The 24584-nt window shown below is 71.9% G+C and carries 22 protein-coding genes; 9 read left to right on the forward strand and 13 right to left on the reverse strand.

Annotated features, from left to right (window positions below; all coding sequences use genetic code 11):
• Nucleotides 1–1346 (forward strand): hypothetical protein (locus AB0K00_RS53670; RefSeq protein ID WP_363538703.1); only part of this gene is annotated, 1346 nt, incomplete at its 5' end.
• Between the two features lie 270 nt (nt 1347–1616).
• On the opposite strand, the gene AB0K00_RS53675 is transcribed toward AB0K00_RS53670, so the two are convergent.
• The gene (locus AB0K00_RS53675; protein ID WP_363538705.1) at nt 1617–2495 is read right to left on the reverse strand and encodes a bifunctional methylenetetrahydrofolate dehydrogenase/methenyltetrahydrofolate cyclohydrolase; all 879 of its coding nucleotides are present in this window, start codon (nt 2493–2495) and stop codon (nt 1617–1619) included.
• Nucleotides 2496–2753: 258 nt separating this feature from the next.
• On the opposite strand from AB0K00_RS53675, the gene AB0K00_RS53680 reads away from it, so the two are divergent.
• Complete coding sequence (locus AB0K00_RS53680) at nt 2754–3458, forward strand: hypothetical protein (RefSeq protein WP_363538707.1); 705 nt, start codon at nt 2754–2756, stop codon at nt 3456–3458.
• 38 nt (nt 3459–3496) lie between these two features.
• Here AB0K00_RS53680 and purH read toward each other — a convergent pair whose 3' ends face one another.
• Both purH and purN read right to left on the reverse strand, forming a co-directional pair.
• Nucleotides 3497–5029 carry a bifunctional phosphoribosylaminoimidazolecarboxamide formyltransferase/IMP cyclohydrolase gene (gene purH, locus AB0K00_RS53685; RefSeq protein WP_363538709.1) on the reverse strand — a complete coding sequence of 511 codons (1533 nt, stop codon included), beginning with the start codon at nt 5027–5029 and terminating at the stop codon, nt 3497–3499.
• Complete coding sequence (gene purN, locus AB0K00_RS53690; RefSeq protein WP_363538711.1) at nt 5022–5633, reverse strand: phosphoribosylglycinamide formyltransferase; 612 nt, start codon at nt 5631–5633, stop codon at nt 5022–5024. Before purN ends, purH begins: the two co-directional genes overlap by 8 nt.
• A 209-nt stretch (nt 5634–5842) precedes the next feature.
• Between purN and AB0K00_RS53695 the strand changes: the two genes are divergently transcribed.
• A complete protein-coding gene (locus AB0K00_RS53695) occupies nt 5843–6448 on the forward strand; it encodes a DUF4190 domain-containing protein (RefSeq protein WP_363538713.1) in 606 nt (201 codons plus the stop codon).
• Between the two features lie 163 nt (nt 6449–6611).
• Here the strand turns inward: AB0K00_RS53695 and AB0K00_RS53700 are convergent, their stop codons facing one another.
• The 4 genes from AB0K00_RS53700 to AB0K00_RS53715 form a co-directional block, all read right to left on the reverse strand.
• Nucleotides 6612–7913 (reverse strand): DUF6350 family protein, encoded by a 1302-nt coding sequence (locus tag AB0K00_RS53700; RefSeq protein ID WP_363538715.1) that lies wholly within the window; start codon nt 7911–7913, stop codon nt 6612–6614.
• Nucleotides 7914–7988: 75 nt separating this feature from the next.
• Nucleotides 7989–8876: a succinate--CoA ligase subunit alpha gene (gene sucD / locus AB0K00_RS53705; RefSeq protein ID WP_363538717.1), complete on the reverse strand. Its 888-nt coding sequence runs from the start codon at nt 8874–8876 to the stop codon at nt 7989–7991.
• 5 nt (nt 8877–8881) lie between these two features.
• Complete coding sequence (gene sucC, locus AB0K00_RS53710; RefSeq protein ID WP_363538719.1) at nt 8882–10057, reverse strand: ADP-forming succinate--CoA ligase subunit beta; 1176 nt, start codon at nt 10055–10057, stop codon at nt 8882–8884.
• 402 nt (nt 10058–10459) lie between these two features.
• Nucleotides 10460–10864: a cobalamin B12-binding domain-containing protein gene (locus AB0K00_RS53715; RefSeq protein WP_363538721.1), complete on the reverse strand. Its 405-nt coding sequence runs from the start codon at nt 10862–10864 to the stop codon at nt 10460–10462.
• A 312-nt stretch (nt 10865–11176) separates the two neighbouring features.
• Between AB0K00_RS53715 and AB0K00_RS53720 the strand changes: the two genes are divergently transcribed.
• A complete protein-coding gene (locus tag AB0K00_RS53720) occupies nt 11177–11857 on the forward strand; it encodes a M23 family metallopeptidase (protein ID WP_363538723.1) in 681 nt (226 codons plus the stop codon).
• Between the two features lie 265 nt (nt 11858–12122).
• On the opposite strand, the gene pcrA is transcribed toward AB0K00_RS53720, so the two are convergent.
• Nucleotides 12123–14534 (reverse strand): DNA helicase PcrA, encoded by a 2412-nt coding sequence (gene pcrA, locus AB0K00_RS53725; protein WP_363538725.1) that lies wholly within the window; start codon nt 14532–14534, stop codon nt 12123–12125.
• 249 nt (nt 14535–14783) lie between these two features.
• Between pcrA and AB0K00_RS53730 the strand changes: the two genes are divergently transcribed.
• Nucleotides 14784–15059, forward strand: coding sequence for a chorismate mutase (locus tag AB0K00_RS53730; RefSeq protein WP_033357606.1), 276 nt, complete (start codon nt 14784–14786; stop codon nt 15057–15059).
• A 53-nt stretch (nt 15060–15112) separates the two neighbouring features.
• The gene (locus AB0K00_RS53735) at nt 15113–15841 is read left to right on the forward strand and encodes a PIG-L deacetylase family protein (RefSeq protein WP_363538727.1); all 729 of its coding nucleotides are present in this window, start codon (nt 15113–15115) and stop codon (nt 15839–15841) included.
• A 43-nt stretch (nt 15842–15884) separates the two neighbouring features.
• Here the strand turns inward: AB0K00_RS53735 and AB0K00_RS53740 are convergent, their stop codons facing one another.
• The 4 genes from AB0K00_RS53740 to AB0K00_RS53755 all read right to left on the reverse strand — a co-directional run bounded on the left by AB0K00_RS53740 (nt 15885) and on the right by AB0K00_RS53755 (nt 19596).
• Nucleotides 15885–16988 carry a thioester domain-containing protein gene (locus AB0K00_RS53740; protein ID WP_363538729.1) on the reverse strand — a complete coding sequence of 368 codons (1104 nt, stop codon included), beginning with the start codon at nt 16986–16988 and terminating at the stop codon, nt 15885–15887.
• A gap of 132 nt (nt 16989–17120) precedes the next feature.
• Nucleotides 17121–17774, reverse strand: coding sequence for a response regulator transcription factor (locus AB0K00_RS53745; RefSeq protein ID WP_363538731.1), 654 nt, complete (start codon nt 17772–17774; stop codon nt 17121–17123).
• Entirely contained in the window at nt 17774–19000 is a 1227-nt protein-coding gene (locus tag AB0K00_RS53750) for a PspC domain-containing protein (RefSeq protein ID WP_363538733.1), read from the reverse strand. Before AB0K00_RS53750 ends, AB0K00_RS53745 begins: the two co-directional genes overlap by 1 nt.
• Nucleotides 19001–19272: 272 nt before the next feature.
• Entirely contained in the window at nt 19273–19596 is a 324-nt protein-coding gene (locus tag AB0K00_RS53755; protein WP_363538735.1) for a pentapeptide repeat-containing protein, read from the reverse strand.
• Between the two features lie 340 nt (nt 19597–19936).
• Here AB0K00_RS53755 and AB0K00_RS53760 point away from each other — a divergent pair, with 340 nt between their 5' ends.
• The 3 genes from AB0K00_RS53760 (at nt 19937) to AB0K00_RS53770 (ending at nt 22988) form a co-directional block, all read left to right on the forward strand.
• Nucleotides 19937–21394: a PspC domain-containing protein gene (locus AB0K00_RS53760; RefSeq protein WP_363538753.1), complete on the forward strand. Its 1458-nt coding sequence runs from the start codon at nt 19937–19939 to the stop codon at nt 21392–21394.
• Complete coding sequence (locus AB0K00_RS53765) at nt 21391–21642, forward strand: hypothetical protein (RefSeq protein WP_363538737.1); 252 nt, start codon at nt 21391–21393, stop codon at nt 21640–21642. The genes AB0K00_RS53760 and AB0K00_RS53765 overlap by 4 nt, the downstream gene beginning before the upstream one ends.
• 83 nt (nt 21643–21725) lie before the next feature.
• Nucleotides 21726–22988 carry a phosphatidylserine decarboxylase gene (locus tag AB0K00_RS53770; RefSeq protein ID WP_363538739.1) on the forward strand — a complete coding sequence of 421 codons (1263 nt, stop codon included), beginning with the start codon at nt 21726–21728 and terminating at the stop codon, nt 22986–22988.
• 509 nt (nt 22989–23497) lie between these two features.
• On the opposite strand, the gene AB0K00_RS53775 is transcribed toward AB0K00_RS53770, so the two are convergent.
• Complete coding sequence (locus tag AB0K00_RS53775; protein WP_363538755.1) at nt 23498–24457, reverse strand: CDP-alcohol phosphatidyltransferase family protein; 960 nt, start codon at nt 24455–24457, stop codon at nt 23498–23500.
• Between the last annotated feature and the right edge of the window lie 127 nt (nt 24458–24584).

A 24584-nucleotide genomic window follows, 5' to 3' on the forward strand; every position in this document is an offset into this window, starting at 1 on the left:
TTCGGGGTGGGACCGCCCAACGACGGCGGCACCTTCAACGGCACCGAGTAGGTGAAGTCACCCGACGAGCCACGGTCACCGTCGCCGGCGCGGCCGCCGCCACCCTCGGCTGGCTGCTGCTCCTCGCCGGCGGCCCCGGCGCGCTGCCCGGGACGGCCCGGCCCTGGCTCGCGGTCGCCGCAGGCGCCCTGGTCCTGGCCGTCGTGGCCGGGTTCGCGGTCGACTATGCCCGGGAGGGACGCTTCGTCGACGCCACGACCGCCGGCGACCCGCCCCCGGCCGGCGACCAGACCTGGCCGCTGCCATATGTCGGGGTCCAGCTCGTCGGCGTCCACGAGCAGCTGGCGATCGTGCGGGCCGAGGACGGCGTGCGGGCCGTGTGGCTGTCCAGCGGCGCCATCGCCTGGCGCTACCTGCGCTCCGACCTGCCGACCCAGACCGCCGGCCTGGTCACCGGTCCCGGCGGCGACACCGTCGTGGTGGTCTTCGGCACCGACGACGGCGTGCTCGTCACCGCGCTGGACGCCGGCAGCGGGCAGGTGCGGTTCTCCGAGCGGTATACCGCCGCCGGCAAGATGGCATCGGTGCACGGCGCCGGCCGGACCGTCGTCCTCTCCGGCTCGGGCATCGGCGCCGGCGACCTGCTCGGCATCGACGCGGCCGCCGGCACCCTGCTGTGGCGGTGGACCCCCGCCCGCAACGGCGGCCCCTGCGACGTCACCGACCTCGCCACCTCCGCCGAGACCGTCGCGGTCGCCCTGCGCTGCCGCGCCCAGGGCGTCGACGACGTCGCCGTCGGCCTGACCGCCACCACCGGCGCCGAGCGCTGGTCCTGGCACACCATCCAGCGCAGCACCACCGAGCTGCGCATCTACGCGACCGGCGACGGCTTTGTCACGGTCACCGGCACCTCTCCCCGCCGCGCCGTCTACATGGACGCCGTCACCGGCACGGTCGGCACCCGCCACGACGCCGCCGGCGCTCTCGCCGTCCCGGCCGCCGGCGGTCTCCTGCTGTATGCCGAGCCGAGCGGCGAACGCGCCCACCTCACCGCCGTCGACGTCCGCACCGGCGCCGTGAAGTGGGAGGTGGGGCTGCCGGGCCTGGGCTCGTATCAGCCGCTGACCGGCGCCGCCGCCGGCGACAAGGCGTACGTCCTCTGGCGCGGCCCCGACGGCCGCCTCCGCCTCATCGGCGCCCGGACCACGGACGGCGGCCCGACCGAGGACCGCACGATCACGTGCACGACCCGCTGCCCGGAGGCCGCCCTGGCCGCCAACGCCACCCACGCCGTCGTGACGACCAGGGAGGAGAAGGCCACGGAGCTGTACCTGAGCGTCACCTGACCCCGCCACCCACCCCGCTGCTCGACGGCATGCCGTCGCGCACGGCGCCGCGGCGTCGCGGTGGGCGCCAGGCCCAGCGAGTTTCCACGCCTTGGCGGGTGCCGTCCCGGGTCTGTCCGGATCGGCGTCAGCGTCGGCGGAACACGTAACCGGCGGCGCGCGACCGATCGCGAGTCGGACCCCTGCGGCGCCGTGCTGAACAGCACGACCCGCCGCCACCGAGACTGCGAGCCGTCGATTCGCAACCGAATCGACGGCGGCGGGGAGAGGTCAGGACGGTGGGGGAAGGAGCTGGCGTTCGGCAAGGTCGACGACGTTGGTGAGGAGCATTGCGCGGGTCATCGGGCCTACGCCGCCGGGCATCGGGGCGAAATAGCCGGCAACGTCCGCGACCTCCGGAACGACGTCGCCGACGAGGCGGGCCTTGCCGTCGGGCTGGACGACGCGGGTGACGCCGACATCAACGACCGTGGCGCCCGGCTTGACCATGTCGGGCGTGAGGAGGCCGGCCGAGCCGGCGGCGACGATGACGATGTCGGCCGTGCGGGTGTGGGCGGCCAGGTCGCGGGTGCCGGTGTGGCAAAGGGTGACCGTCGAGTTCTCGCTCTTGCGGGTGAAGATCAGGCCGAGCGGGCGGCCCGCCGTGGTGCCACGGCCGATGGCGACGACGGTGGCGCCGTTGGTGGGGATGGCGTACCGGCGCAGCAGCTCCACGATCCCGTGCGGGGTGCAGGGCAGCGGGGCGGGGATGCCCAGGACCAGGCGGCCGAGGTTCGTCGGGTGCAGGCCGTCGGCGTCCTTGCCGGGGTCGACGAGCTCCAGGATCCGCTGCTCGTCGAGGCCGGCAGGCAGGGGCAGCTGCACGATGTAGCCGGTGCACGAAGGGTCGGCGTTCAGGGTGGCGACGACCTCCTCCACGTCGGCCTGGGTGGCGGTGGCGGGCAGGTCGCGGCGGATCGAGGCGATGCCGACCTCGGCGCAGTCGCGGTGCTTGCCGGCGACGTACGCGTGGGAACCGGGGTCGTCGCCGACCAGCACGGTGCCCAGGCCGGGGACGATGCCCCGGTCCGCGAGGGCCTTGACGCGCCCGCGGAGCTCGTCCTTGATTGCGGCCGCGGTGGCCTTGCCGTCGAGCATCGTTGCCGTCACGAGGTCGATCCTGCCATTACAGTTTCGGGGATGTCCGTCCGGCGGTGGCTTGTCGCCCTCCTCACCATCACAACGCTCGCCGCGTGCGGAAGCGACAAACCGGCACAAAATGCCGAAGCCCAGCAGGCCGCGACGCAGCAGTCAGCGGCGCCGAGCGCGAGCGGGGGCGGGAGCCAGAGCGCCGCGGAAGGACTGAGTTCCGCAGGAATCCCGAGCCCCGGGAAGAGCGCGGACAACGCGGCCAAGGCGGCCGCGTTCGTGAAGCAGCAGCCGGGCACGTTCGGGATCGTGATCCGCGACCGGCAGACCGGCGCCGTGTGGAAGGCCGGCAACACGACCGCCACCACCTGGACCGCGTCGACGATCAAGCTGGCGATCGCCGCCGACCTGCTCGAACGCCACCGGCAGCAGAGCATCGCCCTGGACGCGACCGACCGGGCCAACCTCGACAAGGCGCTGATCAACTCCGACAACGACGCGGCGACCGCGTTGTGGAATCGCTATGACGGCGCGGGGATGCTCGGGCGGTTCCAGTCCAGGTTCGGCATGCGGCAGCTCAGCGTGGTCGCGGGCTACGACACGTTCTGGCGGAACCTGCGGTGCAGCGCCGATGACCTGCAGGCGCTGATGGGGTACGTGCTGGACAAGCTCGACCCCGCCGACCGCGGCTACCTGACCAAGACGCTGCGGAATGTGGCGGGCAACCAGCGCTGGGGTGTCTGGGCCGCCGGCAGCGGGCTCACCCCCGGCAACAAGGACGGCTGGGCGCAGAAGCCGGTCAACGGCCGGACGGTGTGGGTCACGCACACGGTCGGGTTCGCCGGTCCCGGGGAGCGGTACGTCGTGGCCGCCATGTACGAGCAGGGCGCGAGCGGCACCCTCGGCAAGGGTGCCCATGCCGTGAGCGATGCGGTGGCGATGTACTTCGGCGCACCCGTACCGGCGAAGATCACGACGCCGTAAGGGCCCGGCGGAGCAACGCCGGGCCCCACGACAAACCGCTAGTGGTAGAAGTGCCGGGTGCCGGTGAGGTACATCGTCACCCCGGCCGCGCGGGCGGCCTCGATGACGTCCTCGTCGCGGATCGAGCCGCCCGGCTGCACGATGGCGGTGACGCCGGCATCGATCAGCGCCTGTGGGCCGTCGGCGAAGGGGAAGAACGCATCGGAGGCGGCCACGGAGCCGGCGGCGCGGTCGCCGGCGCGGGAGACCGCGAGGCGGACCGAGTCGACCCGGTTGACCTGGCCCATGCCGACGCCGACGGTGGCGCCGCCGGAGGCGAGCAGGATCGCGTTGGACTTGACGGCGCGCACGGCCCGCCAGGCGAACGCGAGGTCCCGCTTGACCTGCGGTGACGCCTCCTCGCCGGTGACCAGCTTCCAGTTTGCCGGGTCGTCGCCGGCCGCGTCGACGCGGTCGGCGGCCTGGACCAGGACGCCGCCGGAGATCTGCCGGGACTCGACCGCGGCCGGAGCCCAGGCCGGGGCCCGCAGGACGCGCAGGTTCTTCTTGGCGGTGAGCACGGCGACCGCGCCCTCCTCGTACGCCGGAGCCACCACGACCTCGGTGAAGATCTCGCTGATCTGCTTCGCCAGATCGATGGTGACGGGCGCGTTGACGGCGATCACGCCACCGAACGCGCTGACCGGGTCGCACGCGTGCGCCTTGCGGTGCGCGTCGGCGACATCGGCACCGATCGCGATGCCGCACGGGTTGGCGTGCTTGATGATCGCGACGCAGGGCTCGGTGAAGTCGTGCGCGGCGCGCCAGGCGGCGTCGGCGTCGACGTAGTTGTTGTACGACATCTCCTTGCCGCCGAGCTGCTCGGCCTGGGCGAGCCCGGGCGCGGCGGCCGGGTCGACATACAGGGACGCGGCCTGGTGCGGGTTCTCGCCGTATCGCAACGACGCCGAAAGTCGCAGCGCAGTGCCCGAAAACTCCGAGTTGTCCCGGGCAAACCACGCGGCCACCGCGACGTCGTACTCCGCGATGTGCGCAAATGCCACGCCGGCCAGGGCGCGCCGCTCGTCCAGCGAGAAGCCCCCCGAGGCGAGAGCGGCGATCACGGACGGGTAGGACGACGGCGAGGTCACCACCGCCACGCTCGGGAAGTTCTTGGCGGCCGCCCGGACCATGGCCGGCCCGCCGATGTCGATCTGCTCCACGCACTCGTCATCGGAGGCGCCGGAGGCCACGGTGTCGCTGAACGGGTACAGGTTGGACACCAGCAGCTCGAACGGCTCGATCGACAACTCGGCGAGCTGCGCGGCGTGCGCCTCGAGCCGCAGGTCGGCCAGCAGGCCGGCGTGGACGCGCGGGTGGAGGGTCTTGACCCTGCCGTCGAGCGTCTCCGGGAACCCGGTGAGCTGCTCGACCTTGGTGACCGGCAGGCCGGCCGCCTCGATGCGGGCCGCTGTCGAGCCGGTGGAGACGAGCTCGACGCCGGCGCCGACGAGGGCACGCGCGAGATCCTCCAGCCCGGCCTTGTCGTAGACGCTGATGAGCGCGCGCCTGATGGGACGGCGGTTAGCCACGACCCAACCTGACCTTTCGTTCGTTGACGGTCCAGCCTTCGCGGGCCATCCGGCCGACGATGTCGACCAGCTGGCGGCGCTCGGCCACCTTGATCCGCTCGAGGAGGGTGTCCTCGGTGTCGTCGTCGAGGACGGGCACCGCGACCTGCGCGATGATCGCCCCGGTGTCGACGCCGCTGTCGACGAAGTGCAGCGTGGCGCCGGCGAGCTTCACCCCGTAGGCGAGGGCGTCGCGCGGCCCGTGCATGCCCGGGAACGCCGGGAGCAGCGCATTGTGCGTATTCACGTAGCGGCCCTCGAACGCGCCGAGGAACCGGGGCCCGACCAGTTTCATGAAGCCGGCCGAGACGATGAGATCGGGTGCATACCTCTCGCAGGAGGCCGTCAGGAACGCGTCCCACTCGTCGCGGGTCGCGAACGCCGGCACCGACGCCACGAACGTCGGCACGTCGTGCTTGGCCGCTCTGGTCAGCCCCTCGATGTCGGGCCGGTCCGCGCCGACGGCGACGACCGAAGCACCGTACGAAGGGTCGGCGGCGGCATCGAGCAACGCCTGCAGATTGGAGCCGGAACCGGACACGAGCACGACAAGCCGAACGGTCACCGTGAAACTCTACCGACCAGGTCGGCCCTGCTCAGCGCCGGGCTGTGCGACATATGACGCCGAAAGCCGCAAGTTGCCGATGTTCGGCCGTTCTACCACTGCGAAGATTTGATCCTGACCAGTACGCTGCCCAAGTTCCGTATCCCCCTCGGGACTACCCTGATGCGAACACGTAGCAACAGATGTCCCCAGCCTTAGGAGCCACCGCAATGGGCTACCCACCACAGGGCCAGGATCCGTACGGGCAGCAGCAGCCGTACCAGGACCCCTACGGTCAGCAGCCGCAGTACGGCCAGCAGCCGCAGTACGGGCAGCCGCAGCAGCCGGACCCCTACGCGCAGCCGCAGCAGCCGGCATACCAGGACCCGTACGCGCAGCCGCAGCAGCCCGCGTACCAGGACCCGTATGCGCAGCAGCCGCCGGTGTCCGGCACCCCGTACCCGACGTCGGGTGGTGGCTACCCCACCTCCGGTGGCGCGTACCCGCCCGCCGGCTACGGCGCTCCCGGCTACCAGCAGCCCGGCTACCAGCCCGGCTACGGCGGCGCGCAGCCGCAGAACACGCTCGGCCTGCTCTCGATGATCCTCGGCATCGTGTCGATTCCGCTCTTCTGCTGCCTCATCGGCATCCTGCCCGGCGCCGCGGCGATCGTCCTGGGCTACCTCGGCCAGCAGAAGGTCAAGCAGGGCCTCGCCAACAACGGCGGTATGGCCCTTGCCGGCATGATCACCGGCGGCGTCGGCGTGGTCCTCGGACTCGGCTGGCTGATCTTCCGGATCGCGCTGGGCTCGAGCAGCCTCTGGTACTCGTACTAGACCACCCTCGGCACGTCGCAATAGCCCGGTTCGTTGTCCGCAGCGGCCGGGCATTTTGCGTTTTTCCATTTGGTACCGGTGCCGAACAAGCCTTCTGACAGCGCGTTCCGCAATGCACGGGGCCGCAGGTGCGATCCGGTGCGGCGGATCCCCGGGCCTCCGGTCAGGGCGTGACCTGGCGGACCCGCAACGCGATCTTCGTGGCGGCCGTCGCCAGGACCGTGCCGATGGTCACCATCAGCATCGCCACGAACGCCACCTCGCCCGCGCGCGGGCCGACCTGCGCCAGCCCGCCGCCGCCGACCGATCCGCTCGCCGCGATCGACACCAGCCCGAGCAGCAGCCCCGCCACCGGGCCGGCGAGCGCGGCCGCACCGAGCAGCGGCACCCAGCCCCGGTCGGGGTCGTTGCGCAGCGACCGGCGGGCCAGCAGCCAGCCCGCGATCAGCGCCGCCGCCAGGGGCAGCCCGAGCAGCAGCGGCGCCCACCCGGTCGCCGGGGTCGACGGCAGCCCGGCCAGCAGCGGCACCGCGGGCAGCCGGCCCATCGACACCTCAGCCGCGCTGATCGTCGTCTCCGTGCCGATGACGAACCCCGGACCGACCAGGTAGCTGGCGCTCCACGCGGCGACGTCGGGGCTGTAGAAGCCGCACAGCACGACGAGGCCGACCTGCCCCGCCACGCCGGTGTGATAGTCGTCGATGATCTGTCCGGCGTCGCCGCCGCTGACCGCGATCGCCATCCCGGCGACGGCCGCGCCGGCACCGAGGATGAGCAGCCCGGCGACGCCGCCGGTGCGGGTCGCGTCGCGCAGCACCCCGGGCAGCCGACCGGCGAGCCGGGCCACGCCCCGGGCCTCGACGAACGCGCCGAGCCCCCCGGCCACCAGGCCGAACCCGGCGAACGTGAACCCCGCGCCGGCGATGGAGACCTCCACGCCCCCGTGCCCGGCGATGAGCGCGGTGATGGCGCCGAGCAGCCCGTACACGACGGCGATGCTGCCACCGGCGCGCGCCGCCGGCCACGGCGTCCAGGCCCCACCGTTGGGGCGGGCCCGGGCACCGACGGCGCGGGCGGTGTGGACCCCGGCGCGGTAGACGCGCCAGGCGGCGACGGCGGTCAGCCCGAGCGGCGCGAGGGACAGCGGGCCGATCCCCGTGTACAGCGGGACCCAGTGCGCGAGCAGCCAGCCGGCCGCGCCGACGCGCAGGATCTGCCAGAGGGGGGCGCCGGAGCTGTCCACGGCGTGCAGGAGCCAGACCACGATGAGGGTCGGCACGAGCGTGACGAGGGCGGCCCAGAGCGTGGTGACGGTGGCGGCGAGCAGCAACGGGGCACGCCGGGCGGGGCGCCGGCCCGGGGGCCGGCCCCGCGTGGAGCGCCGTTGGATCGGCAGCCGGACGGTCTCCCGGTTGGCCAGCCGTGTCTGGGCCCCGTCGTCTGGTTCCTCTGGGGTGGTCGGCATCGCTCTTACTCTGTCAAAGACCGGGCGGCCGGTCACTCACCCCGGCCGCCCGATTCTGTCTTTCCCGTTCGCGATCTACAGCGCCTTGACGAGATCGCGCATCAGGTTGGCGGTCTCGGTGGGGGTCTTGCCGACGCGGACGCCGACGGCCTCCAGGGCGAGCTTCTTCGCGTCGGCGGTGCCCGCCGAGCCGGAGATGATCGCGCCGGCGTGCCCCATGGTCTTGCCGGGCGGGGCGGTGAAGCCGGCGATGTAGCCGACGACCGGCTTGCGCACGCCGGCCCGGATGAAGTCGGCCGCGCGCTCCTCGGCGTCGCCGCCGATCTCGCCGATCATGACGATCGCCGCGGTCTCCGGGTCGGCCTCGAACGCGGCGAGCGCGTCGATGTGCGTGGTGCCGATGACCGGGTCGCCGCCGATGCCGATGCAGGTGGAGAAGCCGATGTCGCGCAGCTCGTACATCATCTGGTAGGTGAGCGTCCCCGACTTGCTGACCAGGCCGATCTTGCCGGGGCCGGTGATGTCGGCGGGGATGATGCCCGCGTTGGACTTGCCGGGGCTGGCGATGCCGGGGCAGTTGGGCCCGATGACCCGGGTCTTGTTGCCGGTGGCCTGCAGGTGCGCCCAGAAGTTGGCCGTGTCGTGCACCGGCACACCCTCGGTGATGACCACCGCGAGGGGGATCTGCGCGTCGATCGCCTCGAGCGTCGCGGACTTCGTGCCCGCCGGCGGGACGAAGATGACGCTGGTGTCGGCGCCCGTCTGCTCCATCGCCTCGGCGACGCTGGCGAACACCGGCAGCTTCGTGCCGTCGAAGTCGACCTGCTGGCCCGCCTTGCGCGGGTTGACGCCGCCGACGACATTGGTGCCCGCGGCGAGCATCCGCCGGGTGTGCTTGGAGCCCTCGGCACCGGTCATGCCCTGGACGATGACCTTGCTGGACTCGGTCAGCCATACCGCCATGGTCGTTACACCCCACTCGCTGCGAGCTCGGCGGCGCGGCGGGCCGCACCGTCCATCGTGTCGACCCGCTCGATCAGCGGGTTGGCGGCGTCGTCGAGAATCCGGCGACCCTCTTCGGCGTTGTTGCCGTCGAGGCGGACCACGAGCGGCTTGGCGACCGCCTCGCCACGGTCCTTGAGCAGCTGCAGCGCCTGCACGATGCCGTTGGCGACCGCGTCGCAGGCGGTGATGCCACCGAAGACGTTGACGAACACGCTCTTCACGTCGGGGTCGCCGAGCACGATCTCCAGCCCGTCGGCCATGACCTGGGCGCTGGCGCCGCCGCCGATGTCCAGGAAGTTGGCCGGCTTGCTGCCGAGGCCCTCGCCGGCATACGCCACCACGTCGAGCGTCGACATGACCAGACCCGCGCCGTTGCCGATGATGCCGACGTTGCCGTCGAGCTTCACGTAGTTGAGGTTCTTGGCCTTCGCCGCCTGCTCGATCGGGTCGGCGGCGGCCTTGTCCTCCAGCGCCTCGTGATCCGCGTGGCGGAAGCCCGCGTTCTCGTCGAGGGTCACCTTCGCGTCGAGGCAGAGCACGGTGCCGTCGGTCGTCTTGGCCAGGGGGTTGACCTCGACCAGCGTGGCGTCCTCGGCGATGAACGCCTGCCACAGCTGGACGGCGATCGACACGACCTGGTCGGCGACGTCGGCGGGGAACTGCGCCTGCTCCACGATCGCGCGGGCGGTGGCCTCGTCGACGCCCTTGACCGCGTCGATGGCGACCTTGGCGACCTTCTCCGGCGCGTCGTGCGCGACGGTCTCGATCTCCATGCCGCCGGCGACGCTGGCGATGCACAGGAACGTGCGGTTCGCCCGGTCGAGCAGATACGAGAAGTAGTACTCCTCGGCGATGTCGGCCGTGGTCGTGACCATGACCTTGTGGACCGTGTGGCCCTTGATGTCCATGCCCAAAATGTTGGTCGCATGGCTGGTGGCCTCGTCGGCGCCCTCGGCGAGCTTGACGCCGCCGGCCTTGCCGCGGCCACCGACCTTCACCTGGGCTTTGATGACAACCCGGCCGCCGAGTTCCTCGGCGATCGCCCGTGCCTCTTCAGGGGTCTCGGCGACGCCGCCGCCCAGCACAGGCAACCCGTGCTTGGCGAAGAGGGCGCGCCCCTGGTACTCGTACAGGTCCACAGTGGTCCCGTTCCGTCAACCGTGCCGCCTGCCCCATCGCGAGGACGGCTCAACGCTCGCAGCCTAACCAGGTCTGAACAGGCTGCGACTTGGCGGGTGCACGGTGTGCCCGATTCCACAGCGGCTCGCGCTCTCGGGTTGCTTCGGGTTTCCACTTTTGGGGGACGGGCGCACTCGCGCGTAACCCCGCCCGCGGACCGTCGTTGAGTGCAGTGTCGGCCCGCCCGCGTGGGTTTCCCCGAGGGGTAGGGCCGACACCAAAGGCGGCCGATGCCCTGTCGGTCGAGGGGTGGCGGCGGGGCATCGTGCGATAGAGAGGCCGGACGTGTGAGGGGTGCGTCCGGCCTCTCCCCCTTTTCCCGTTTCTTTCTTTTCGGCTCTTTTCACATATAGGGCCGTCGATCAGGCGTGCGCCGCCACGATGTGTGCGCGCGCCCATTCCACGATCGACTGCGTGGTCGCCCCCGGCGTGAAGATCTTCTTGACCCCGAGCCGCTCCAGCTCCGGCAGGTCGTCGTCGGGAATGATGCCGCCACCGAACACGAGGATGTCGTCGGCGCCGCGCTCGGCGAGCAGCTCGATGACCTTCCGGAACAGCGTCATGTGCGCCCCGGACAGGACCGACAGGCCGACCGCGTCGGCGTCCTCCTGGATGGCGGTCTCCACGATCTGCTCCGGGGTCTGGTGCAGGCCCGTGTAGATGACTTCCATGCCGGCATCCCGGAGCGCCCGGGCAACGATCTTGACACCTCGGTCGTGCCCGTCGAGGCCGGGCTTGGCGATGACGACGCGGGTCCGCGCGCTCATCCTCACGGTCCTTCCCTTTGGGCGCACCGCTCCGTTGCGACGCGCACCTGTGGCCGAAGGTACCGCATCGAACGTCCGCAACGACCTTGCGCACCCGCAGTTACGCACAACCAACCCCCCGGGCACTCATTGCACCTGTGGGCCTGTCGGCGCTTGTGGCACGCATTCCGCATTGGCTACGGTGACCTGCGGTTCAGTATTGCGCTGCGTTTACGTTTCCGTCATATCGGAATTGCCGCCCTTGTCGGGGACTGCGGCTCATATCGAACCGCGACTCTCTCGGAACCGCGGTTGCAAATGGGAGGTGGGCGCGTGGACGAAGCACAGCAGCCGCGCCGCGCCTACCGCGGCCGCCGCCGGGCCGAGTCGCCCCGCACCCGCTACGCCGCCGTGTTCACCACCGCCGTCGTCGGCGCCGGCATCGTCGCCCTTGGCGTCTCCTCTGCCCTGCCCGAGCCGCGCAACGACCTGTCCCTCGAGGCGAGCGGCAACTTCGACGACGTCAGCGTCCGCGGGTCCGACGACCGGGCCAGCCGCTCCCGCACCAACCCCATGTCGACGGTCAACGTGCCCGCCCCCGACGTGTGGATCCTGCCGATGCAGCGCTACACCCTGACGTCCTTCTACGGCGAACGCTGGGGCCGCCTGCACCCCGGCGTCGACCTGGGCGCCCCACAGGGCACGCCGTTCAACGCCGTCGCCGCCGGCAAGGTCATCCTCTGCCGCTGGAACGGCGGCTACGGCTACAACGTCATGATCGACCACGGCGGCGGCATCGTCACCGTCTACGGCCACGCCTCCAAGCTCCTGTGCAAGGAAGGCCAGCTCGTGAAGGCCGGCGACCGGATCGCCCTCACCGGCAACACGGGCCACTCGTTCGGCGCCCACCTGCACTTCGAGGTCCGCGAGAACGACAAGCCGATCGAGCCGCTCGCCTTCATGCGCAAACACGGCGTGGACATCCAGAAACACACCGAAGACATCTATTCCTAGTTTCGGGCGGCTGCCGCCGCGGTCGGCGTGCGCCACCGCAAGGACCCGTCACCACCGTGCACCACCAGCAGCGGCCCTGACGCGACGCCGCACGCCGCTGGCAGCGCCGCCGATGGTCGCAGTCAACCGCATGGACATCGGTCCGACGGGCCGTGCCGTGCTACGAGGCATCCGGCGACGCGTGCGCCAGACCGAACCGGCCCGAACCCGACCCGAACCCTGCCTGGCCCCGGCCGGACCCGCGGCTGGCCGGCGGGTGGGTTGGTCAGAGTTTGTCGATGGGGGCGTGGCGCAGGACGATCCACATCACCTGGTCGCCGAAGTCGACCTGGGCCTGGGCGCGGGGGCCCGCGCCCTCGACCGCGAGGACGCGGCCCATGCCATAGCGCTGGTGGTTGACGCGGTCGCCGACGGACAGTGAGGGCACGTTGCGGGCGAGCTCGCTGGCGGTGGCGAGCTTGGAGGCGTCGAGGCCGAGCTTCGCGGCGAGCTGGGCCGCCTTCGGGGTGCCGCCGACGAAGGACGAGGTGCGGGACTGGGCGGAGCCGGTGTTGCGGCCGCCGACGCCCCCGCCGCCGGACCAGCTGGTGTACGCGGCGTCGGTGCGCTCCCAGCGGACCAGCTCCGGCGGGAGCTCCTCCAGGAAGCGGGACGGCGGGTTGTAGGCAGGCTGGCCCCAGGCGGAGCGGGTGACGGCGCGGGAGATGTAGAGACGCTGGCGGGCGCGGGTGATGCCGACATACGCCAGGCGGCGCTCCTCCTCCAGCTCCTTGCGGTCGCTCATCGAACGCTGGTGCGGGAAGACGCTGTCTTCGAGGCCGGTGAGGAAGACGACCGGGAACTCGAGGCCCTTGGCGGTGTGCAGGGTCATGAGGGTGACGACGCCGGTGTGGTCGGGGTCGTCGGTGGGGATCTGGTCGGCGTCGGCGACGAGCGAGACCTGCTCCAGGAAGCCGGCGACGGTCGGCGGCGGGGCCGCGGTGGCATCGCCCTGCTCGGCGGCGACGGCGATGGTGGCCTCGGCGCGCTCGGTGTATTCGCGGGCGACGCTGACCAGCTCCTGCAGGTTCTCGACCCGGCCGACCTCCTGCGGGTCGGTGCTCTCCTCCAGCTCGCCGAGGTAGCCGGAGCGCTCGATGGCGGCCTCCAGGACCTCCTCGGGCAGGGCGGTCTCGGCGAGGGTGCGCAGCTCGTCCAGCAACGCGACGAAGTCGCCGATCGCGTTGACGGCGCGGGTGGAGATGCCGGGTGCCTCGGCGGCGCGGCGCAGCGCGGCGCCGAAGGAGATGCGCTCGCGGGCGGCGAGGGCCTCGACGCACGCCTCGGCGCGGTCGCCGATGCCGCGGCGGGGCGTGTTGAGGATCCGGCGGACGCTGACGGTGTCGTCGTCGTTGACGACGGCGCGCAGGTAGGCCAGGGCGTCGCGGACCTCTTTGCGCTCATAGAAGCGGACGCCGCCGACGACCTTGTAGGGCAGGCCGAAGCGGATGAACATCTCCTCGAACACGCGGGACTGCGCGTTGGTGCGATAGAAGACGGCGACGTCGGCGGGGCGGACGCCGGCGTTGTCGGAGAGCCGGTCGATCTCGCGGGCGACCCAGTCGGCCTCGGCGTGCTCGGTGTCGGCGACATAGCCGACGATCTGCTCGCCGGCGCCCTGGTCGCTCCACAGGCGCTTTTCTTTGCGCTCGGTGTTGCGGCCGATGACGGCGTTGGCGGCGGACAGGATCGTCTGGGTGGAGCGGTAGTTCTGCTCCAGCAGGATGGTGCGGGCGTTGGGATAGTCGCGCTCGAACTCGAGGATGTTGCGGATCGTGGCGCCGCGGAACGCATAGATCGACTGGTCGGCGTCGCCGACGACGCACAGCTCGCCGGTCTTGCCGACGAGCTCCTTCACCAGCATGTATTGCGCGTGGTTGGTGTCCTGGTATTCATCGACGAGGACGTGACGGAACCGGCGGCGATAGGTCTCGGCGACCTCGGGGTGGCTCTGCAGCAGGTGCACGACGCGCATGATCAGGTCGTCGAAGTCGAGCGCGTGGGCCTCGGTGAGGCGCTGCTGATAGAGCGTGTACGCCTCGGCGAGGGTGCGCTCCGCGGGGCCGACCGCCTTGGCGGTGAAGGTCTCGGGGTCGATCAGCTCGTTCTTCAGGTTGGAGACCTGGGCGGCGAGACCGCGGGCCGGATAGCGCTTCGGGTCGAGGTCGAGCTCGCGGATCACGAGCTGCATGAGCCGGCGCGAGTCGTCGGCGTCATAGATGGAGAACGTCGACTTGAGGCCGGCGTGGGTGTGCTCGGCGCGCAGGATGCGCACGCACGCCGAGTGGAACGTCGACACCCACATCAGCCGGGCGCGGCCACCGACGAGGTTGGCGACGCGCTCCTTCATCTCGCCGGCGGCCTTGTTGGTGAACGTGATCGCGATGATCTCGCCGGGGTGCACGCTGCGGGCCGCAAGGAGATAGGCGATCCGGCTGGTCAGCACCTTGGTCTTGCCCGAGCCGGCGCCGGCGACGATGAGCAGCGGGGAGCCCTCGTGGGTCACGGCGTCGCGCTGCGGACCGTTGAGCCCGTCGAGCAGCGCCTCGGGTTCGCGGCGGCGGGACGGCTGAGCCGGGGCGGCGGGTGCGGTCACGCCGGCCGGCTCGGACTGGGGAAGATCGAAGAGAGCATGCATCGCACGGGCGAGTCTATGCCGACCCACTGACAGAAAACCGCCGGAGGACTTCACGTCGCCGAGAATCCCGTGCCATACTCGATGACGTGATCGAGAAGGCGCGCTACTTTTTTTACGGCTCCGGGAGTCCGGCAGCCGTAGGTCGCGCCTGATCGCTGAACCTACCGACGCCCCGGGCTCCTGAAGCCCGGGGCGTTCGCGTTTCCCGGGGCAGGGCACCAGAGCCAGAGCTGACAAGGACGAGAGAGAATGGCCGCCATCACCATGGAACAGCAGCCCGCCGCCGACGAGCACATCGCCGGCCTGCGCAACCGCATCGACGAGATCGACGCGGCGCTGGTCGCGCTCTGGAAGGAACGGGCCGCGATCTCCCGCGAGGTCGGCGCGACCCGCGTCGCCGCCGGCGGCACCCGCCTGGTGCTGTCCCGCGAGCGGGAGATCCTCGAGCGCTTCTCCGCCGAGCTCGGCGCCGACGGCACCCAGCTGGCCCTGCTGATCCTCCGCGCCGGCCGCGGCCCCCTGTAACCGCGGCAAAGCCGCGGCCCCCGTAGCCGCGGAAAAGCGGTAAACAGGGAAGCATGAGCTTTCCAAGATCGGCCACCCCGTTGCAGGACGTGCAGCGCGTCCTCTGCGTGCTCGCCCACCCTGACGACGTCGACTTCAGCAGCGCCGGCACCGTCGCCGGCTGGGTCGACGCGGGCATCGAGGTGGCATACCTGCTGGTGACGCGTGGCGACGCCGGCGGCTTCGACGACACCCCGCGGATGCTGATGCCGACACTGCGGGAGGCCGAGCAGCGCGCCGCGGCCGCGGTCGTCGGGGTGAACCGGGTGGAGTTCCTCGACGGCTACCGCGACGGCCTGCTCACCGCGACGATCGAGCTGCGCCGGGACATCACGGCGGCGATCCGCAGGTTCCGCCCCGACCGGGTGCTGACCAACTCGCCGCTGCGGCGCTGGGACCGCATCGCCGGGCCGAGCCACCCCGATCATCTGGCGGCCGGGGAGGCGACGACATGCGCGGTGTACCCGGACGCCCGCAACCCGTTCACGTTCACGGAGCTCGACCTGCCGGCGTGGACGGTCCGCGAGATCTGGTACGCGGGCGGCCCCGACCCCGATCACCTGGTCGACATCACCGGCACGTATGAGCGGAAGCTCAAGGCGCTCAGGGCGCACGTGTCACAGACGTCCCACCTGGAAGACCTCGACGGCCTGATGCGCCAGCGCCTGGCGGCCACAGCGAGCGCGGGCGGCCTCCCCGAGGGAAGCCTGGCCGAGGCGTTCTCGGTGTTCCACACAGCGTAAAAAAAGGGGCGGCCATCACGGCCGCCCCTTTTCAACACAAGACTTACGCGGTGAAGCGGACCCGCCGGCGACGGACCACCAGCAGCAGCGCCGCGCCACCCGCGACGAGGAGCACACCCGCGGTGATCGCGCCGGTGAGCTTCACGCCGGTGACCGGCAGGTGCGGCACGGGCGGGGTCACGGTGACCGTGGCCTTCGCCTCGAGCTTGGTGCCGGCGACGCCGGCCAGGATCAGCTTCTGCGTCTTGTTCGGGTCCTGGGCGGTCACGAACATCCGGCCGATCGGCACGGAGCCGCTGCCCTTGGCCTCGATCGTCACGGTGCCCGCGGCGTCGGCGACGACCCAGAACTTGCCGCCGTTGGGCAGCGAGGTGACGTCCTTGCCCTGCTCGTCGACGAGCTTGCCGCCGACGGCCGTGAGGGCGGCGGTGCCACCGCCGGACACGACGGTGAACGGCCCGATCTTCTTGCCGGCCTCACCGGAGAGCGTGGCCGGGTTGATCTCGAGCTTCGGCTCCGGGTCGGCGGCCGGGTTCTTCGACGCCTTCACGAGGTAGTCGCTGATCGCGACGATCACCGCGTACTGCTCCGGCGTGTTGCCCGTGTTGAAGCCCTCGTTGTTGTCGCGCAGCGCGAACAGGTCCGGGTCGGTGATCGTCCAGATGGCGCTCTGCGTGCCCGCGTAGACGAGCTTGTTGAGCAGCTCGGCGCTGATGCCGGCCGGCTTGGTGCCCTTCGCCGCGGCGAGGAGGGCGTCGGCGCCCACGGTCGGGTACGCGTGGGTCAGCACCCACTGCACCTGGCCCAGCTCGGCCGGGGTCGGCGAGGAGTTCTCGTTCTTCGACCACGCCGCCTCGACATACGCGGTGTGCGTGATGTTGCGCGCGAAGTCGATGCAGTACGCGAGGACCGGCTCGGTCGCGCCGGCGACCTTGATGCCGAGGCGCGGGGCGCCGGTCTCGTTGCCGTTCGGGTTGCCCTTGGTGTCCTTCGAGTTGATGACCTTGATCGCGCTCTGCGCATTGTCAAGGTAGACCTGGGTGCCGGTGACGGTGTCGGCGTGCGCGGCGCCGGCTCCACTCAGGGCGACGGCACCCCCGACGAGCACCGCTGCGGCCAGACCGGCCAGACGGGAAAGGTGTGACACGGAGACTGGACCACCTTTGACGAGAATCAGGGGGACGCTCGTTTGTAGCGGTCCGAGACCCCTCCTGTCACCTCAGCAGTCACACCAGTCACACCAGTCACACCGGTTTGTCCGGATAAACCAAGAAAAATTTCAGACCAGGCGGCGATCCGCGGCCCAGCGCGACAACTCGTACCGATTCGACATCTGCAACTTGCGCAGGACGTTGGAGACGTGCGTCTCGACGGTCTTGATCGAGATGTAGAGCTCCTTCGCGATCTCCTTGTACGCGTATCCGCGCGCCAGCAGCCGCAGCACCTCCCGCTCGCGGTTGGTCAGCTGGTCCAGCTCCGGGTCGGCGACCGGCGCGTCGGGCCGCGCGGCGAACGCGTCGAGCACGAACCCGGCGAGCCTCGGGCTGAACACCGCGTCGCCGTCCGAGACCCGGCGGATCGCGTCGGCGAGTTCGTCCGGCGAGATGGTCTTGGTCACATACCCCCGCGCGCCGGCCCGGATCAGCCCGATGACGTCCTCGGCGGCGTCGGAGACCGACAGCGCCAGGAACCGCACCTGCGGCTTGCTGCGGCGCATCGCGTCGAGGACGGCCCGGCCGCCGCCGTCGGGCATGTGCACGTCGAGCAGTACCACGTCGGGCTCGAGGGCGGTGATCTTCTGCACCGCCTCGGCGACCCCGCTCGCCTCACCGATCACGTCGACGTGTGCGCCCAGCTCGGCGCGGACCCCCGCGCGGAACATGGCGTGGTCGTCGACCAGGAACACCCGCAGGCGCTGGGTCTCGTCAGTCATCATTTCTCCGTATCGATGGGCAGGCTCAACCGCACCTCGGTGCCGTCGCCAGGTGTGCTGCGAATCTCCGCCTTGCCCCCGTGGCGCTGCATGCGGGCCAGGATCGAACCGCGGACCCCGTGCCGGTCGGACTCGACGGCGGTGAGGTCGAAGCCGATCCCCCGGTCGCGGACGAACACGCTCACGCAGTCGGGCTCGACCTCCGCGTAGAGCGAGACGGTCTCGACCTTGGCGTGCTTGGCCGCGTTGACCAGGGCCTCACGGGCGGCGGCGACGATCGCCGCGACCCGCTCGTCGACGTTGAGGTCACCGACGACCACGGTCTCGACCGCGATCGCGAACGTGTCCTCGACCTCGGCCGACGCCTCCTCCAGGGCGGCGCCGAACTTCTCCGTCGGCGACGCGGTCGGCTTGTACAGCCAGTTGCGCAGGGTCCGCTCCTGGCCGCGGGCGAGGCGCTGGACCTCCTTGAGGTCGCCGGCGTTGCGCTGGATCAGGGCGAGGGTGTGCAGCACCTGGTCGTGCACCATCGCGGCGAGCTCGGCCCGCTCCTGCTCGCGCACCCGCGCCTCGCGCTCGGTGCTGAGCTGGGTGAACATCCGGTACAGCAGCGGGGCGAGGGCCAGGCCGACGCCGGCGAGGGCGACCGCGGCGAACCCGAGGCCGTAGCCGATCGAGGCGAGGTTGGCCCCGGCCAGGGGCACCCCGGCCACGAACGCGCCGATGATGCCGACGACGACGAGCAGCCCGCCACCGATGAACCGCACCAGGTAGGACTTGCGGTTGTTGTCCATCACCGCGCCGAGCCACGGCATCCCGGGCACGGTCGCCGACCAGCGCTCGCGTCGCTTCGGGTCCGCCTGGTGCCAGATGATGCCGGCGCCCAGCGCGATGACCGCGGCGAGCCAGCCGATCACGGCCTGGATGCCTTCGCGGGGCTGCACCATGAGCACCAGCAGCACCATGCCGACGCCGAGCGCGAGGAACGCGAAGAGCTGGTTGACGTTGCGCCGGCCGGACCGCACGTGCGGCGGCATCGGCAGCACCGCCCAGAACGCGGCGTAGAGCAGCGCGCCGAGCCCGTTGAACGCGGCGAGCACCACGAACGCCACCCGCACCAGCACCACTGAGGCGCCGAGGTGCGCGGCGATACCGGCGGCGACCCCTGCGACGACCCGGTCCGCAGGCTCGCGGTAGAGGCGGCGGATCGGCACTGGGCTGCTCATCGGGCTCGTTTCGGCTCAGGCCGGGGTGAGGGACCGGCGGGGTTCCACCAAATCGTCACACGCGGACCGACACCTGGACCACTCCGAGCGACCCTGGAACCGGCAAATCAGGGTGGTGTCAGGGTCGATGCCTGAGGCGGACAGGGCTGCGCATCAGCGAACATCGGTGGCATGACGAACCCGCCTGCCGCCGACGAGCCGGCGGCCGTAAAAGCAACCGCAGAAGATCAAGAGCCGGATGGTGTACGTGCGGCGCCCCGCTATGAGGCCGACTACCTGCCCGACGGCGATTCCGACGCCGACGCCGAACGGTCCGACCCGGTGAGCACGCCGCCCGCCGCCGCTGACGCCACCCCGGTCAGCACGGCGCCTTCGACGGACGCTCCCGCGGCCGACGCCCCTGTGAGCGGTGCCCCCGTGAGCGGCGCCCCGGCGAGTGACACCCCGGTCAGCGCCGCGCCCGTCAGCGCATCGCCCGTCAGCACATCGCCCGTCAGCGCATCGCCCGTGAGCGTGGAGCCGGTGAGCGCGGGGCCGTACAGCGTGCCGATCGCCGAGGCGCCGGTGTACACCGAGCCCACGTACCACGCGCCCACCTATGACCTGCCGAGCTACGAGGCGCCCGCCGCCGCGGACGCGCCCACGGTCCGGGCGGAGCAGCCCGAGGTCGACCTGACCAAGGCCGAGCGCGACGAGCCGGCGTCCGCGCCGCCCGCCGCCGAGACCGCGGACCTCTTCGAACCGCCGGCCGGAGCCGTGCCGCCGCCGCCCGGTGCGGCGCCGCCCGGTGGCATGCCGCCCGGCGGGTTCCCGCCCGGACCGCCCGGACCGCCACCCGGCGGCAACGGGCCGTTCGGGCCGCCACCCGGAGGGTCAGGCCCCGGAGGTCCAGGCCCCGGTGGGTCGGGCCCCGGCGGGCCAGGGCCCTTCGGCGGGATGCCGTTCGGCAGCGGGTTCAACCGGGGCAACCTCGTGCGACCCCAGCAGGGCCGTTACGTCGCCGGTGTCTGCGCCGCGATCGGGCGGGCCACGAACACCGACCCGACCCTCTGGCGGGTCATCTTCGCCGTGCTCACGCTCGCCGGCGGGGTCAGCATCGTCGCGTACCTGCTGGGCTGGCTCCTGCTGCCCGCCGAGGGCGACACTGGCTCCCCGCTCGAGGCGCTGCTCGGCCGGGGCAGGTCGACGACGTCGGCGCCCCTCGCGATCGTGATCGGCGTCGGCGCGGTGCTGGCGTTCCTGCTGGTGATGTCGCGCAACGTCGGCGCCGCCGCGGTCGGCCTCGCCGTGGTCATCGGCGTGGTCGCGCTGCTCGTCCGCGGGCAGGGCAACCTGCAGGCCGCCCCGCAGGGTCAGCAGCCGGGCGGGGACCGGCCGGGGCCGCCGCTCGGGCCGTTCGTGCCGCCACCGGGCCCGGCGCCGGCGACGCCGTTCCCGCCGTCGGTGCCGCCGTTCCAGTCGGGCGCACCCGCGTATCCCACAGCTGCCGCCGGACCGTCGGGCGGGGCACCGTCCGTACACCCGGCATGGCAGCAACGCCAGACGGCCGTGACCCAACCCGTGTTCACCCCCGCCCCTGTGCCGCCGACCACCCAGCTGCCCACGCCGCCGCTGCCGCCGCTGCCGCCCCTCGCGCCGGTCGGCTACCGGCCGCCGTTCGCGCCGCACGGGCCGTTCGGCGGCAGGAGCCCCTACGCGGCGTCGCTCGGCTACCCGCCCGGCGGGCCGGGATCGCCGTACCCCGGGCTCGCCCCGACACCGCCGAAACCCCCGAAGCCACCCAAGGTGCGCTCCCGCCTCGGACGGGTGATCTTCTCGCTGATCTGCCTGTCGCTGGGGGTGCTCGCCGCGCTCGAGGTGACCGCCGCCAACTTCCTGGTCAGCACGTACTTCGCGGTGCCGCTCGCGATCGTCGCGATCGGCCTGATCGTCGGCGCGTGGTTCGGCCGGGCCCGGCTCATGATCCTGCTCGGGGTCCTGCTGAGCATCGCCCTGGCGATCTCGACGGCCTCCGGGACGGTGGACGGCGCCGCGCCGCGCCACATCGAGAACATCAACATCAACCCGACCTCGGTCAGCGAGCTGGACGGCGACTATCACACCGACATCGGTGACATCAACGCCGACCTGTCCCGGGTCGACTTCACCGGCGAGGAGGTCGATCTCTCCTTCCGGGTCGACCTGGGCGGCAACATCCGCATCGTCCTGCCACCGAACGTGGACGTCACCGTTGAGGTCCGGGTCGAGGGCGGCGACTGCCGCGTCCTGGGACGCGAGTGCGGCGGGTTCAATCAGACCAACCAGTTCACCGATACCGGCACGGACGGCGCCGGCGGCGGCAAGCTGCACCTCGACCTCGACCTTCGTTACGGCAACCTGGAGGTGACCCGGTGAAGCCGCACCGCACCGATGGCCTCTCCCTCACGTTCGGCCTGATCTTCCTCGGCATCGTGATCGTCTGGCTGTTCAACCAGGCGGTCGAGGTGGACCTCAACGCCGGCTGGATCGTCGCCGTCGGCCTGATCGTCTTCGGCCTGCTCGGTCTGCTCGGAGCCCTTCGCTCCGACAAAAGCGACAAACCCTCCTCATCGGTGCCGTCTTCTTCGGCACCGGCGTCGCCCGACACGGACGACGTCGACTAGACACGGAATATGCTGGGCCGGCGGGGCACGCTTTCCCGCCGGCCTTCGCCTTGTCTTTCCGTTTTTTGAGGAGCCCTCCAGACATGACCCAATCTCCCGTTGGTGGCGCGTCCGGCGTGTCCCGCCGCCCGATCCAGATCGGTGACCGCGCCGCCCGGGTCCTCGCCAGCGAGCTCGCCCGCCACGGCGGACCCAAGACCGGCCTGCTGGTCGGCGCGGCCGCCGGCTCCGCCACCCTCGCGGCCGCGATCGACGCGCTGCTGCCCGACGATCGGCTGACCGTCGTCGCCGGCTCCGGCGCCGGCTTCGGTGCCGCCGCCGCGCTGCAGGAGCACGTCGAGCGGCAGGGCCGCTGGGTGACCGACCGGACCCGCGTCGTCGAGACGCTCGCCGAGGCCGAGCCGGCCGACGTGGTGATCCTCGCCGAGCCCCTGTCCGGCGGCGCCGACGAGGCCCGGGCCGCCCTCGCCGACCTGACCAAGCTGGTCAACGCCGGCGGCGTCCTCACCGTCGTCGTCCCGGCGACCCGCCTGCCGAGCGGCGCCGCCGACGAGGTGGAGCGCCAGGCCGCCCTCTATGGCGTGGGCAGCGACCTCGTCCTGCGCAACGTGCCGCCGGTCCGCGTGCACCGGCTGCGGCACACCCCGGCGCACCACGCCGCGGCGCACAACCTGCTGCCGGCGTTGCGCCCGTCGAGCGTCCCGCTCACCCGGGGCATGAACATCGACTCCAACGGCGTTGCCGCTGCCGGCATCGCGCTCGGCTTGGCCGCCCTGGCCAAGGCCGCCCGCCCCAAGTCGAAGCTGTGGCTGGTCCCCGCGCTCGCCGCCGCCCCCGTCGCCGCGTTCTTCCGCGACCCGCAGCGCGACGTGCCCGAGGACGCGAGCGCTGTCGTCGCCGCCAGCGACGGCAAGGTGCTCGGCGTCGAGCGCATGCACGACAAGCGCTTCGGCGACATGGAGTTCCTCCGCATCGCGGTCTTCCTCTCCGTCCTGGACGTGCACGTCAACCGGGCCCCCGTGGCCGGCAAGGTCGTCGACTACTTCGTCGAGGACGGCGGCTACGCCGCGGCGATGAAGCCCGAGGCGGAGCACAACGTCGCGGCCTACACGCTGCTGGAGACGGCCCACGGCCCGGTCGCGGTCGTGCAGCGCACCGGCCTGATCGCCCGGCGCATCGTGCAGCGCGCCCCGGTCGGCTCGCTGCTCGCCAAGGGCGAGCGGTTCGGCCTGATCCGGTTCGGCTCCCGCACCGACGTCTACCTGCCGGCCGACAAGGCCACCGCGGCGGTCGCCCCCGGCGACCGCGTCGTGGGCGGCGCCACGGTGATCGCGACCTGGCTCTGACCTGATCGCTGCGAGAGGGGGACCGGTCCCGGCGTTTCCGCCGTGAGGCCGGTCCTCCACTGCTCGCGCGGCCATCCCCGGGCGACGCCCCGCGCGGCGTGTCCCCATCGCGACGTGGCCCTGACCTGATCACTGCGAGGGGACCGGTCCCCGCGTTTCCGCCGCTAGGGCCGGTCCTCCCCCACTCGCGCGGCCATCCCCGGGCGACACCCCGCGCGGCGTGTCCCCAGCGCGACCTGGCTCTGACCTGATCGCTGCGAAGGGAACCGGTCCCCCATTACTCGCGCGGCCATCCCCGGGCGGCGACCCCCGCGGCGGAAATCGGAGCCGACACCCGAACGGAGCGGCGTGTCCCCGGCGCCGGCGGTCGGGCGCGGACGCGGCGGCAGCCCGAATGCCACGTCCGGGTGACGTCACGGCCCGAACGGAAACCCCCCGCGCACACCGAAGCGCCCCGCGACCGGGGTGAGCCGGAGCGGGGCGCTGGAGACGCTGGTGCGGAAAAAGTGCTAGGCGGTGACGTGCCGGCGCTGGCGGAGCCAGAGGACCGGGCCGCTCACCAGGTACGCCAGGACCACGGCGACGAACGTCAGGCGGAAGTCGACCAGAGCGCCGACCACCGGCAGGGCGAACAGCCACGGCGGGAGCTTCGCCAGGCGGGCGAGCTTGGCATACGGGAAGCTGGACACCATCGCCAGGCCCAGGACGGCGACGCCGGCGACCCGCAGGACCGGGGGCATCTCCGGGGCGATGAGGGTGGCCAGGGCGAGCACCGCCGCGCACATGGTGGTCGGCACGCCGCAGAAGAAGCGGCCGTCCTTCGGCGAGACGTTGAAGCGGGCCAGGCGGATCGCGGCGCACGCGGCGACGAGAGCGCAGGCGGGCATCAGCACGGCCGCCGGGGCGGAGTCGTTGAGCCAGGCGTAGACGACCACGGGCGCGGCCAGGCCGAAGGAGCACATGTCGGCGAGGGAGTCCATCTGCGCGCCGAACGGGCTGGCGACGCCGAGGCGGCGGGCCAGGAAACCGTCCAGGCCGTCGAAGATGACGCAGGCGATGAGCAGGGTGGCGGCGATGCGGACGTCGCCGTGGTTGACGGCGACGAAGATCGCGCACAGGCCCAGCAGGAGGCTGCTGATGGTGCAGGCGTTGACGAGGGCGAACCGGATGCGCCGGGCGACGGTGCGCTCACCGGGCAGCAGCGGGATGCTGAGGCCGGGGCCCTCGTCCAGGGCCGTGTGCAGCGGCGGCACGGCGGGGCTGACCGGCGCGACCGACACCACGTCACGTGACAGTCCGTCACGGCGGCGCATACGCAGTCGCGGAAGCCGGACCCTGCCCTCGCGGGTGTCGGTCTCGGTCGGCTGCGGCATGAGCAGTGCGGTTGCGCCGGCGACGTTACCGTCACCGCGACGACCGACCCGCCCCGCGAAGAGCACCTGGCGGGCGAGCGAACCGCTGCGTCGCAGCCGTCCTGCCCACTGCCGGCCCCCTCCGGGGCGCGGACTGTCCGTGGTGCGTCGTCGCTGCCAAGGTGCTCTCGGCACTGATCCTCCATGCAGGAACGGGGTTCCCACGGTCGCTTTCGAGGGCGTT

The sequence above is a fragment of the Dactylosporangium sp. NPDC049525 genome, from assembly GCF_040676755.1.
Lineage (GTDB): Bacteria > Actinomycetota > Actinomycetes > Mycobacteriales > Micromonosporaceae > Dactylosporangium.

Excerpts from the sequence above, each read along its gene's own strand:
- sucD (WP_363538717.1), bottom strand. The coding sequence starts at position 8,876 with ATGGCGGTATGGCTGACCGAGTCCAGCAAGGTCATCGTCCAGGGCATG.
- AB0K00_RS53750 (WP_363538733.1), bottom strand. The coding sequence starts at position 19,000 with ATGAGCAGCCCAGTGCCGATCCGCCGCCTCTACCGCGAGCCTGCGGAC.
- pcrA (WP_363538725.1), bottom strand. The coding sequence starts at position 14,534 with ATGCATGCTCTCTTCGATCTTCCCCAGTCCGAGCCGGCCGGCGTGACC.
- AB0K00_RS53745 (WP_363538731.1), bottom strand. The coding sequence starts at position 17,774 with ATGACTGACGAGACCCAGCGCCTGCGGGTGTTCCTGGTCGACGACCAC.
- AB0K00_RS53735 (WP_363538727.1), top strand. The coding sequence starts at position 15,113 with ATGAGCTTTCCAAGATCGGCCACCCCGTTGCAGGACGTGCAGCGCGTC.
- AB0K00_RS53730 (WP_033357606.1), top strand. The coding sequence starts at position 14,784 with ATGGCCGCCATCACCATGGAACAGCAGCCCGCCGCCGACGAGCACATC.
- AB0K00_RS53715 (WP_363538721.1), bottom strand. The coding sequence starts at position 10,864 with ATGAGCGCGCGGACCCGCGTCGTCATCGCCAAGCCCGGCCTCGACGGG.
- AB0K00_RS53700 (WP_363538715.1), bottom strand. The coding sequence starts at position 7,913 with ATGCCGACCACCCCAGAGGAACCAGACGACGGGGCCCAGACACGGCTG.
- AB0K00_RS53770 (WP_363538739.1), top strand. The coding sequence starts at position 21,726 with ATGACCCAATCTCCCGTTGGTGGCGCGTCCGGCGTGTCCCGCCGCCCG.
- AB0K00_RS53760 (WP_363538753.1), top strand. The coding sequence starts at position 19,937 with ATGCCGTTCGGCAGCGGGTTCAACCGGGGCAACCTCGTGCGACCCCAG.
- AB0K00_RS53695 (WP_363538713.1), top strand. The coding sequence starts at position 5,843 with ATGGGCTACCCACCACAGGGCCAGGATCCGTACGGGCAGCAGCAGCCG.